Source organism: Kitasatospora sp. NEAU-69 (assembly GCF_057158765.1).
Genome location: NZ_JBWXUE010000018.1, coordinates 135,237 through 146,200, shown reverse-complemented (window position 1 = coordinate 146,200; position 10,964 = coordinate 135,237). Strand labels below are relative to the sequence as shown.

Here is a 10,964-nt window from a genome sequence, read left to right as displayed (position 1 = left end):
GCGCTGTGCTGCTTAGGCTCGGGTGTCGGCGGTGTGGACGGGTACGAGGGCGTCCGGGGGCGCGTCGCGCTCGTCCAACGCGACCTGCACGAGCGTCGGTTCGGCGCTGCGCCGTACCAGCAGACCCCGGCCGGGCTTGCGCCGGCGGGCTCGCTGCTCGCCGATCAGGGCGCCTTCGCGGTGGTCGCCGGAGAGCAACAGGCCGTCGGTGCCGATCTCCTTGAGCTTGCTGAGCAGCGGGTCGCTCATCAGGGCGCGGCCGGCGCCACCGACACGGCGGGCCAGCACCAGGTGGAAGCCCAGCTCGTCGGCCTGCGGGATGAACTCGGCCAGGGCGGCGAGCGGGCCGTGCGCCATGCCGCCGGAGGCGAGGTCGTAGTCGTCGGCCACGACGTAGAGCTCCGGGCCCTGCCACCAGCCGCGCTCGGCGAGCTGGGCGGCGGTGAGGTCGGCCGGGGGGAACCGTGAGCGCAGGGTCTCGGCGAGGGCCTGCGCCTGTCCGGCCACCAGGCCGGCGTTGCCACCGCGGGCGCCCAGGTACTCCTCGGGCACCACGTCCAGCAGGCTGTGCCGGTAGTCGACGACCATGAACCGCACCTCGCGCGCGGAGTGCCGGGCGGCCAGGCCGCGCATCCAGCTGCGCAGGAAGGCCGTCTTGCCGGAGCCGGAGTCACCGAAGACGGTGAAGTGCGGGGCGCCGGACGTGAGATCGAGGCCGACGGTGCGCAGGTCGGACTCGCGCAGCCCGATGGGGACCTCGCGCTCGCCGATGCCCGGTCCGTGGCCCTCCCAGCGGGCGGTCGGGGACGGCTCGGCGGCGGCCGCCAGTTCGCGGACGGTGATCCGCTCCGGCAGCACGCGCAGCGCCGGGGCCGCCGCCTTCCGCCAGCTCTCGGCGATCCGGCGCACCAGGGCCTGCTCGGCGTCCGCGAGCCCTTCCATGCCGTCCAGGCCGTCCGCGCCATCCGCACGGTCCGCGCCGTCCGCGCCGTCCGCGCCGTCGAGCCGGGGCAGCGCGACCTGGTAGGTGAGCCCGGGCGAGGCGAGTCCGCGCCCGGGCAGGCTCTGCCCCAGTCCGCGGGCGGCCGGGCGGTTGATCTCGGACTCCGACGGGTCGTTGAGGCGCAGTTCGAGGCGGCCGGGGATGTTGTCGCGCAGGTTGACGCGGATCTCCGCCCAGCGGTTGGCGGTCAGCCACAGGTGGACGCCGACGCCGAGGCCGCGAGTGGCGATCTCGGTGAGGGTCTCCACCGCGGTGTCGTGCGCGGCGTGCAGGGCCGCCAGGTTGTCGACGGCGAGCACGATGTCCGCCGCGCGCACGCCTTCGGGCAGCTCGCCCCGGGCGCGCCGGGTGCGCAGGTCCGCGGCGGACCCGATCCGCAGGTCCCGGAACATCTCCTCGCGCGTGGTGACCAGGCGGCCGACCTCGGCCAGCACCCGGCCCACCCGTTCCTCGTCGCGGCGCCCGGCGACGCCGGCCACGTGCGGTGCGTCGGCCAGCCCGTCCAGCGAGCCACCGCCCATGTCGACGGCGTAGAACTGCACCTCGTCGGGGGTGTGGGTGAGCATGGCGCTGAGCATCGCGGTGCGCAGGAGGGTGGACTTGCCGCTCTGCGGCGCCCCGACCAGGGCCAGGTGCCCCTGCCGTCCGGCCAGGTCCAGCACCAGGGGGCGCTGCTCCTGGCGGGTGGGCACGTCCAGGACACCGACGGGGAACTTCAGCTCGCCCGCGAAGGGCCACTGGGCGCAGCGCAGGCCCAGGTCCGGGTCGGTCTCGGGCTCGCCGACCAGCGCGTCGAGCGGGAAGTGCGGCGGCAGCGGCGGCAGCCACACCTGGTGTCCCGGGGCGTCCTTGTTCAGCAGGCACTCGACGGCGATCCGGAGCTCGGTGGCGCCCGCGTCCGGGTCCCACTCCCAGCCGGCCGGCTCGCCCTCCTCGGGGCCGAGTGGGGCGAGGTCGCCGTACACGGCGTAGGGCACCGGTTCCACGGCGGCACCCGGCCCCGCGGCGTCATGCCCGCGGTAGGGCGCCGAGACGTGGGCGACGCGGAAGCGCTCGTAGACCGACTCGTCCACCTTGAGGTAGGCGGACCCGGGGATGGCGGGCAGCGTGTAGGCGTCGGGGGTGCCGATGACCGCGCGCGACTCGGCGGCGCTGAAGGTGCGCAGGCAGATCCGGTAGGACAGGTGCGACTCCAGGCCGCGCAGCCGGCCCTCCTCCAGCCGCTGGGTGGCCAGCAGCAGGTGCATGCCCAGGGAGCGGCCGACCCGGCCGATCTGCACGAACAGGTCGATGAAGTCGGGTCGCTGGGAGAGGAGTTCGCCGAACTCGTCGACGACGATCAACAGGTAGGGCAGCGGCTCCAGCGCCTTGCCGTGCACATCGGTGCCCCCGGCGCTCTGGCGCAGCTGGTACTCGCGCACCGAGTCGACGTTGCCGGCCTCGCGCAGCATCCGCTGGCGGCGCTGCTGTTCGCCCTGGAGGGCCTGCCGCACCCGGTCGACCAGTGCGAGGTCGTCCGCGAGGTTGGTGATCAGGCCGGAGACGTGCGGCAGTTCGGTGACGCCCGCGAAGGTGGCGCCGCCCTTGAAGTCGACCAGGACGAAGGCCAGGTGCTCGGGCGCGTGCACCATGGCCAGGCCGGTGACCAGGGTGCGCAGCAGTTCGCTCTTGCCGGAGCCGGTCGCACCGACGACCAGGCCGTGCGGGCCGATGCCGCCCTGCGCCGACTCCTTGAGGTCCAGGCAGAGCGGTTCGCCGGTGCCGGTCACCCCGATCGGGACGCTCAGCAGGTCCTTCTGGTCCGGGGCGCGCCGGGAGGAGGCCGGGTCGAAGGCCGCGATGTCGGGGAAACCGAGCATGCCGGCGAGGGAGACGTGCTCGGAGAGCACCTGGTCACGCTCCCCGGACAGGCGCAGCGGGGCCAGCGCGCGGGCGGCGGCCTCCCGGACGGCGGGCTCCGTCTCGTCGGCGACGGCCTTGTCGACCGGCGCGTGCAGTTCGGGCGTGCGGCCTTCCAGGACGAGGCCGCCGCGCGCGTCAACGCGGGCGCGCACGTCCACCCGGCCCGGTTCGGAGCCCTCCTCCTCGACCAGGCACACCACGTGCAGTCCGAGGTCCGGCCCGGCCTCGGTGAGCAGCTCGGCCAGCAGCGCCGAACGGGTCCAGGGCGCCTGGGGGTCGTAGTGGTCGAGGAAGACGACCAGGTGACGACGCGAGCCGCCGCCGCGCTGGGTGACCATGCGGATGCCGTGCTCGGCACGCGCGGCGAGGGCTTGGTCCAGCGTGCTCCGCAGGTGGTCCTGGAGCCCGGCCAGGTCGTCGGCCAGCAGCGGGACGAGCTCCTGCTCGCGCCGCTGCACCTCCTGCTCCGGCTGCTGGGCGTGCGGCAGCCACTTCACCCAGTCCCAGGCGCAGTCGCCGCCGGTGACCACGGCGACGCGCACGTCGTCCGGTGCGTGCAGCACCGACAGCTGGAGCAGCAGCGATTGGGCCGCCTCGCGGGTGCGCCGGCGCGGGCCCAGCAGGCTGACGACCCCGGCGCCGCACAGGTCCAGCCACGCGGCCTGGCCCTCGACGGTGCCGTGGGTGCGGACGAGTTCGGCCGCGGCGTGCTGCGAGCGGGTGTCCACCTCGGCGGTCGGGTCGTTCCGGACCGGCAGCCGCAGCCCGTGCGCGGACGGCACCGCACCGGTGCCCAGGCGCAGGTGCAGGAAGTCCGGGTCACCGGGACGCCGTTCCCACACCCGGCGGCGACGGGTGGCGATGGCCAGCAGCCGGTCGGGGTGCGGGTGGCGCCAGGCGTCCGCCGCGCGCTGGGCGGCGCCGTCGCGCAGCGTCTGCTTGCGGACGCCTGCCAGGTACTCCGAGTAGCGCTCGCGCTGCCGGTACTGGTTGCGCCGCCGGCTGCCGCGCAGCTGCATGCGCACGCCGATGGTGATGCCGAACGACACCACGGCGAAGGCGATGCCGAACAGGGTCATCCACGCCTTGCCGTAGGCGACCATGTAGGCGGCCATGCCGACGCTGGACAACAGCGGCAGCAGGAGCGTCAACAGGCCTGCCACTCCTTGCTGTTGTGGACGTTGCGGCGGGTTGGCCAAGGTCGTCCTGCCCTCCGGCACCGGCGGGGGCGTCATGCGGACGGGGCGGTGGAACGGTATGCGACTCACGGGGGCTGCCTACTGACGGGGCTGACGGGCGGACGGGGCGGGCGGCGCAGACGGACAGCGCGGGCGGACGGCGCGGGTGGCGGTCAGTGGGGGAAGGTCATGGTGACCGCCGTCTTGTCGGTGTCGGTGACCTCCTCGGGCGGGGTGTCCTTGGGCGGATCGCCCTCGCCGCCGCCCGAGGAAAGGGCGTTGCGGAAGTCCGAGAACAGCTTGGCGACGCCGTCCTCGGCCGTGGTGAAGTTGCCGGAGGCCATGCCGACGCCGTCGGCGAGCGTGGGCAGGACGCCCTTGCCCGGGTCCGCCTGGGTGCCGAACAGTTCGGTGGTCACCCGCAGCCAGTCCTGGGCCACCTCGTCCGCCGCCGAGGCGGCCTGGCCCTGCCAGGAGACCCGCAGCCCGCCGAGCGTGGTGCCGATGCGTTCGAGGCTCGCGGAGAGCTCCTGCGCAAGGCTGGTCAGCTGGGTGGCGGTGGTGTGCATCCCGCTCGGGGAGACGTCGATGACGGAGACGTCGTAGTCGGCCTGGCCGCTGTCAGCCATGACGCACCTTTCTCGGAAGTCCCGCGAGGACGCGGGGTGTTGTCGCGGACCACGAGGCTCCGCGGGCGGACTGACAATTCCTCACATAAGTGATAAACCTGGCAGGGGTTCCGTGGGGCGGCCGCCCCCCGCCCATCGCCCCGCCCACCGCCCCGCCCGGCCGGCGGACCACCGGGCCGGCGCGAGCATTCCGAGGGAGACACCGTGACCGACCCGATCACGTCGCAGTACGACACGACGCCGCTGCCCGCCGACCAGGGGGGCAATGACCGGGGGGGCGATGACAAGCCCGGGCCGGACCGCGGCAAGGACCTCGGCGCCCTGGTGCCGACCGACCGGGTCGCCTGGGGCGAGCCGCCGTCCTTCAACGACGACCCGAAGGACATCCAGTCCGGCGGCGGCGGCCAGAGCAGCGCCGCCGACCCGTCCGGGGACCTGCGGATCGACCTGAGCGCCATGCGCACCACGGAGAGGTCGATGCTCGCCGAGAGCCGCGCCGCCGTGGCCGCCTACGAGGGGGTCCGCGCCGAGGTCATGGCGAAGAAGGACACCGTCTTCGGCCAGGGCGCGAAGTCGCAGGGCCACTACTCGAACCAGCAGAACCACGACGGCTACGTCTGGGTTGCCGGCAAGGACAACCCGTTCGCACCGGCCGGGGCGCAGTTCGCCGCCGACATGAACCCGGCGATGGAGCGGGCGCTGCTCCAGGTGGGCATGGCGCTGGAAAAGCTGGGCGAGTACATCGCACTGATCAACCACTCCGGCCAGGTCTACGCGCACACCGACCGGATGTCCCGCTTCCCGGACCCGCCCGCCGCGCGCTGAACCGTCCGCCGCGGTTCCCGCCTCAGGCATGCCGCTGCCCATCGCTGAGATTGCCGACGTTGGCGGTCTCGGCGTTGTGGTAGTTCCGGTAGCTGGTGGTCATCCGCGAGACGATGTCCTGGAGCAGGTGCTCCAGGTCGTGCTGCGCCGTCCGGAACCAGGCCCTGATCTCGTCGAACGTGGCGTAGGACGGGCTGGCCCAGTGGGTGCCGACCTCGTTCATCCTGGCATCGATCGAGGCCATGGTCGCGGAGATCGACGCGGCATCGCGTTTGACCGCGCCGATCGCGTCGTTCAGGGCCGCGAGGTCGGCGAGCCACTGCTCCGTGGTCGGTTGATCCGCCATCCGCGGGTCACCTGCCTTTCACCGGGTCCGAAGTCCAAATCCCGAGTCCGATCCCGCCGCGCGGTCGGCACGGTCGCCTTGTTCCGCGCCGCCGGCGGTCACCGCGCCTCCCCCAGCGGGAGGTCCGCGGGCAGCAGCGTGGTGAGCAGGACCGGATCCGCCGCGGCCAACTCCGCGGCGCTCAGGCCCAGCTCGGCCACCCGCTGGGCGTGCCGTTCCGTCATCAGCTGGAACACCTGCCGGGCGCTGCGCCCGTTGCCGAACTGCTCGCCGCGCGGCAGGGTCTCGAAGTGGCCGTGCAGTGCCTCGGCGGTCTCGGGCGCGAGGGTGTACTCATGGCTGTCGGCCTGGTGCCGCACGATGCGCACCAGTTCCGCCGAGGAGTAGTCCTCGAAGTGGAGGGTGCGGGTGAAGCGGGAGGCCAGGCCCGCGTTGGACTCCAGCAGCCGGCTCATCTCACCCGGGTAGCCCGCCACGATGACGACCACTTCGTCACGGTGGTCCTCCATCAGTTTCACCAGCGTCGAGACGGCCTCCGCGCCGAAGTCCGTCGGCTGTCCCTGCGGCACCAGCGCGTACGCCTCGTCGATGAAGAGCACCCCGCCCAGTGCGCGGCGGAAGACGGCGGTGGTCTTCGGTGCGGTGTGCCCGACGTACTCGCCGACCAGGTCGCCCCGGTCCGCCTCCACCAGGTGACCGCGGCCGAGCAGGCCGAGGGCGGCCAGGAAGCCGCCGTAGAGCCGGGCGACCGTGGTCTTGCCGGTGCCGGGGTTGCCGGCGAAGACCAGATGGCGGCTGAGCGGCGGCGGTGAGAGCCCCGCGTTCTGCCGGACCTTGACCATCTGCATCAGCTTCGTGAGGGTCAGCACGTCGCGCTTGACCCCGTCGAGACCGACGAGACGCTCCAACTCGGCATGCAGATCGGCAAGTTCGGCATCGGCTCGGTCGGCGTCGGCGCGGTCGGCATCGGTGGACCCGTTCCGATCGCGCGCACCGCCGCCGTCCGCCCCGCTGGCCGGACCCGCGGCGCGCGCGACGGCGGGCACGGCGGTCCGCCCCGCCCGTCCAGCAGCGGGCGCCAACGTGGGCAGCACCGGCTCGGACACGCCCTCCACGCGGCAGTCCTCGGCCGTCACCTCCGCCTCCTCGTCCCGCAGCAGGTCCTGCTCGGTCCCGTCCACGGTGCAGCGGCGCAGCAGGACGCGGGAGCGGGCTCCCGCGTAGATCGCGGGGAAACGGCTCCCGGTGAACCGGCAGTCCTCGTAACGGCCTTCGCCGCCCTCCTCGACGAACAGCCCGTTCTTGGCGGCCGACGCGACCGTGGTGCCGCGCATCCGGGGCCGGGCTCCGGCGCGGACGACGACGCCGCTGCCGGCCGGTTCGCGGATCGCGCCGCCGTCCACCACCGCCGTACTGCCCTCCTCCAGCAGGAGGCCGGCGGTGCCGCTGCCGGTGACCGTCACGTTCTCCAGCCGGGCGCCGGTGTCCCGGCCGATCCGCACCCCGGTCTCCGCGGTGCCGGTGATCTCGCAGTCGGCCAGCAGCGGACGGTGCGAGGTGCGCAGCCGTACGCCCTCCCGGGTGCCGCTGATCCGGCAGCCGCGCACCGCCGCGTCACCGCCCTCCACGCACACCCCGGCCAGCTCGGCGCCGGTCACCTCGCAGTCGTCCGCGAGCAGTTCGGCCCGCTCGGTCACCCGCATGCCGTACTCGGAGCTGTCGGCGACGGTGCAGCCGCGCACCCGCGCGCGGGCTCCGCCGCCCAGGTGCAGGGCGCTGTAGGCGGTGTCGCGCACGGTGCAGCCGACCAGCGACACCTCGGCCTCACCGACCGCGTACAGTCCGTTGGCGGCGGCGCGGGCGAAGGTGGAGTCGTGCGCGACGACCGTGCCCGAGCCGCTGACCACCAGCGCGGTGTCCTCGCAGTCGACCGCCCGCACCGTCGTCAGCTCCGCGGCGGCCCGATCGGTGACCAGCACCGCGGCGCCGGAGGTGTGGTGCACGTGGCAGTCGTCCAGCAGGACGGAGCTGCCGCCGTCCGCCAGCACTCCGGCCCCGGCGGTGCGGAAGATCTCGCAACCGCGCAGCCGCACGCCCTGGGTGCAAACACTCTCCCCCACCCGGTCCGTCTCCCGCGCCCGCCCACTCTCCCGCGCCGGGTCGCCGTCCGAGCCCGCGCGGCGGCCGGCCGTGCCACGCAGCCAGACGCCCTGGCCGCCGGTCTCGTGCAGCCGGCACTCGCGCAGCACCGCACCCGCGTGGCCCTCCGCGACGACCGCGGCAGCACCGCTGCCGCGGATCTCGCAGCGGGTCAGGGTCGCGTGGGCACCGGCGGTCAGGAAGACGCCGCGCCCGGTCACTCCGTCCAGCAGCGCGTCGGTCACCTCGGCCCGCGCCTCGTCGCCGACCGCCAGTCCGTCCCCGGCACAGCCGCCGACGGTCAGGCCCTCCAGCGTCGTGCGGCTGGTGCCCGTGAGCCACAGGGCCGCGCCCTCCGCCTGCCGCACTGAGCAGCCGGTCAGCAGCGGTGCCGCCGCTCCGGCGACCTCGACGCGGCCGCCGGTGATCTCGCAGTCCCGCAGCACCGGTTCGCCGCCGCGCAGCAGCACGGCCACCCCGCGGGGCTCGGTGGCGGACAGGACGAAGCCGCGCAGTTCGGCGCGGCCGGCGTGCACGGTCAGGGCCGGGCCCCGCGCGGCGACCAGCCGCACCTCGCCCTTGGCGACCAGGCTGACGTCCTTGTCGAGCACGACGCTCTCGGTGTAGGTGCCGGCCTGGACGGTGATCACGGCGCCCGGCCGGGCTCCCCGCACCGCCGCGCCGATAGTGCGGTGCGCCCCCCAACTGCCGGGCGCCACCCGCTGCGCGGCCGCCTTCACCGTGAGCCCCCGGCCGTGGCCCGGGCCGGCCCGCGGCGCCCGGTCACAGACTGCTCCCCAGGTTGGCCAGCCAGCCGAAGAGGCCGAAGACCCCGGCGGCCAGCGGCAGAGCGACGACCGCGAGGAAGGTGGCCACCGCCGACGGCCAGCTGGGGCGCTCCTGCTCGACGGGGCTCAGCGCGGCGCCGAAGGCGAGGAACAGACCGCAGGCGACCAAGACCAGCCCGGCTGCGAAGGCCGCGAGCGGACCGGCGGCGTGGGAGTGGCAGAGGTACTCGGGCAGCCGGATCGCCAGCGCCAGCAAACCGGCCACGCCGGCGGCCAGTTGCGGCAGCACGGCGGCCGTCACCCGCACCGAGCCCGCCTGGAGCAGCAGCCCGACGCCCACCACGGCGACCAGAGCGAGCGCGAACGCTCCACGGGAGGCGCTCAGGACCAGCAGCGCACCGGTGAGCACCGTCGCGGTCAGCACGCTGAGCAGGATGAGCAGCGCGTTGCTGCGGCGCACCACGGCGCCCACGTCCGCACTGTCCAGGGCCGGCGCGCCGGTGTCCGGTCCGGTGGGGACGAGCACCGCGATCTGGCCGGCCACCCGGGGCAGCAGGCCGCCCGCCAGATACAGCACCACGGCCAGCACGGCGGCCGAGCCGGTGCGGCCCGCGTGCAGCACGGTCAGCGGCACCACGCACAACGCCGATACCGCGGTGACCAGTTGGAGGACGACGGTGGAGGGCGCCGGCAGCGCCACCGTCCCGGCGAGCGAACCGAGCGCGGCAGTGACCGCGACCAGCACCGGGGTGGCCACCGGCCCGTGCAGCGGTGCGCCCAGTCCCGCGCAGGCCAGCAGCGGACAGGCCGTCAGCGCCAGGATCTGGCGGACACCGCCCGGCAGCGGCCAGTTCTTGCGGGTCGCGTACCGGGCGAGCAGCGCCGAGGCCAGCGCGGCGAACGCGAAGAGCGGCACGGCCGGCCCGGCCGTCCGGTGCACCCCGAGCCATCCCGCGGCGGCGACGGTCACCAGCAGGCCGGCCACCAGCACCATCTGCGCGCGGCGGCGGGCGCTCCACAGGGCACTGTCGGCACGCGCCGCGGTGACCTGTTCGTCCAGGTCGGTGACGGTCAACCCGCCCCACTCGCCGTCCCGGTGGTCGCGCAGGTAGAGCGTGGCACCGTCCACGATGCCCGCGCCGGCCAGCGAGTCGCCGAGTGCCAGGGGGGCGCCCCCGGACTCGGCCAGCGACCAGACGGGAGGCATCGCCTCGGACTCGGGCTGGCCGCACAGGGCGGCGAGTCGAGGGGCGTACTCGGCAATCGGTACCTGCGCCGGAAGCGCGAGGTCGACGCGCCTGCGTTCACCGACCACGGTGACCCGGCAGCGTTCATCGGGCACGAACGAATCCTTCGGTGGTGTAGGTCAGTCGGTGACGGTCAGTGCCGCCAGGTGGAGATGTTCGACCACTCGGCGTCGCTGTAGTTGTTCCAGTTCACGTGCATGGCCTGGGCGATGCGGCCGAGCACCCCGTCGGGCCCGAACAGGCCGTCGGCCGCCAGGTCCCACTCGTTCTGCATGTCCTGGTAGTAGGTGGCGGCCTGGCTCTCGCGCCAGGCATCCGCCAGCGGGGCCAGCTGGGACCTGAGGGCCTGGAGGTCGCCGGAGATCTTGCCGGCCCTGGCGTTCAGCCAGCCGCCCGCCGCGGCGAGCCCTTCGCCCACGTAGATCGGCGTGCTGTCGACATCGGCCATGAATCGCTCCTGGTGAGTGCGCCGCGATGGGCGGAGAAAGCAGAGAAAGAGGCTGCTGTCAGGAGAAGTCGGTGCCCGTCGGGAGCTTGGGCACGTCATCGCCGAGCGCGGCCAGGTTGTTGACGTTCTGCTGCTCGGAGTCCTTGTAGTTGACGTAGTTGCCCTGCAACCCCTTGGAGATGCCCTCCAGGGCGTCGTTCAGCATCCGCGCGTAGATGTCGTACTCGGCCATCAGCGTCTGGAACTGGTTGTGGGCGATGCCCTGCCAGCTCGCCTCCAGGCTGGTGACGTACGCCTTCAGCTCGCTCAACTCCCCGGAGATCTCGGCCGCCGTGGACGCGGTGTTGTTCGAGGCGTTGGCCAGGTACTCCGGGGTGACCCGGTAGGTCACGCCGCCGACACTCACAGAAGGCTGGTCAGCCATGGTGGGATCCGTCCCTCTCGCTGGACACCCGTGCA

Annotated in this window: 8 protein-coding genes; 1 reads left to right on the top strand and 7 read right to left on the bottom strand. The window is 73.9% G+C overall.

Annotation, left to right across the window (positions count from 1 at the left end):
- Nucleotides 1-12 precede the first annotated feature (12 nt).
- Both eccCa and AC060L_RS21715 read right to left on the bottom strand, forming a co-directional pair.
- Nucleotides 13-4,140, bottom strand: a complete 4,128-nt coding sequence (eccCa, locus tag AC060L_RS21720) for a type VII secretion protein EccCa (RefSeq protein WP_483800520.1) — start codon at nt 4,138-4,140, stop codon at nt 13-15.
- A gap of 116 nt (nt 4,141-4,256) precedes the next feature.
- Nucleotides 4,257-4,712, bottom strand: a complete 456-nt coding sequence (locus AC060L_RS21715) for a WXG100 family type VII secretion target (RefSeq protein ID WP_483800503.1) — start codon at nt 4,710-4,712, stop codon at nt 4,257-4,259.
- A gap of 204 nt (nt 4,713-4,916) precedes the next feature.
- Between AC060L_RS21715 and AC060L_RS21710 the strand changes: the two genes are divergently transcribed.
- Entirely contained in the window at nt 4,917-5,537 is a 621-nt protein-coding gene (locus AC060L_RS21710) for a hypothetical protein (RefSeq protein WP_483800502.1), read from the top strand.
- A gap of 22 nt (nt 5,538-5,559) precedes the next feature.
- Here the strand turns inward: AC060L_RS21710 and AC060L_RS21705 are convergent, their stop codons facing one another.
- The 5 genes from AC060L_RS21705 to AC060L_RS21685 all read right to left on the bottom strand — a co-directional run bounded on the left by AC060L_RS21705 (nt 5,560) and on the right by AC060L_RS21685 (nt 10,929).
- Nucleotides 5,560-5,883 (bottom strand): WXG100 family type VII secretion target, encoded by a 324-nt coding sequence (locus AC060L_RS21705; protein WP_483800501.1) that lies wholly within the window; start codon nt 5,881-5,883, stop codon nt 5,560-5,562.
- 98 nt (nt 5,884-5,981) lie between these two features.
- The gene (locus tag AC060L_RS21700) at nt 5,982-8,672 is read right to left on the bottom strand and encodes a right-handed parallel beta-helix repeat-containing protein (RefSeq protein WP_483800500.1); all 2,691 of its coding nucleotides are present in this window, start codon (nt 8,670-8,672) and stop codon (nt 5,982-5,984) included.
- 133 nt (nt 8,673-8,805) lie between these two features.
- The gene (locus AC060L_RS21695) at nt 8,806-10,152 is read right to left on the bottom strand and encodes an EsaB/YukD family protein (RefSeq protein ID WP_483800499.1); all 1,347 of its coding nucleotides are present in this window, start codon (nt 10,150-10,152) and stop codon (nt 8,806-8,808) included.
- Between the two features lie 38 nt (nt 10,153-10,190).
- Nucleotides 10,191-10,505, bottom strand: coding sequence for a WXG100 family type VII secretion target (locus tag AC060L_RS21690; protein ID WP_483800498.1), 315 nt, complete (start codon nt 10,503-10,505; stop codon nt 10,191-10,193).
- A 58-nt stretch (nt 10,506-10,563) separates the two neighbouring features.
- The gene (locus AC060L_RS21685) at nt 10,564-10,929 is read right to left on the bottom strand and encodes a WXG100 family type VII secretion target (protein ID WP_483800497.1); all 366 of its coding nucleotides are present in this window, start codon (nt 10,927-10,929) and stop codon (nt 10,564-10,566) included.
- Nucleotides 10,930-10,964: the final 35 nt, after the last annotated feature.

Excerpts from the sequence above, each read along its gene's own strand:
- AC060L_RS21685 (WP_483800497.1), bottom strand. The coding sequence starts at position 10,929 with ATGGCTGACCAGCCTTCTGTGAGTGTCGGCGGCGTGACCTACCGGGTC.
- AC060L_RS21690 (WP_483800498.1), bottom strand. The coding sequence starts at position 10,505 with ATGGCCGATGTCGACAGCACGCCGATCTACGTGGGCGAAGGGCTCGCC.
- AC060L_RS21715 (WP_483800503.1), bottom strand. The coding sequence starts at position 4,712 with ATGGCTGACAGCGGCCAGGCCGACTACGACGTCTCCGTCATCGACGTC.
- eccCa (WP_483800520.1), bottom strand. The coding sequence starts at position 4,140 with ATGACGCCCCCGCCGGTGCCGGAGGGCAGGACGACCTTGGCCAACCCG.
- AC060L_RS21705 (WP_483800501.1), bottom strand. The coding sequence starts at position 5,883 with ATGGCGGATCAACCGACCACGGAGCAGTGGCTCGCCGACCTCGCGGCC.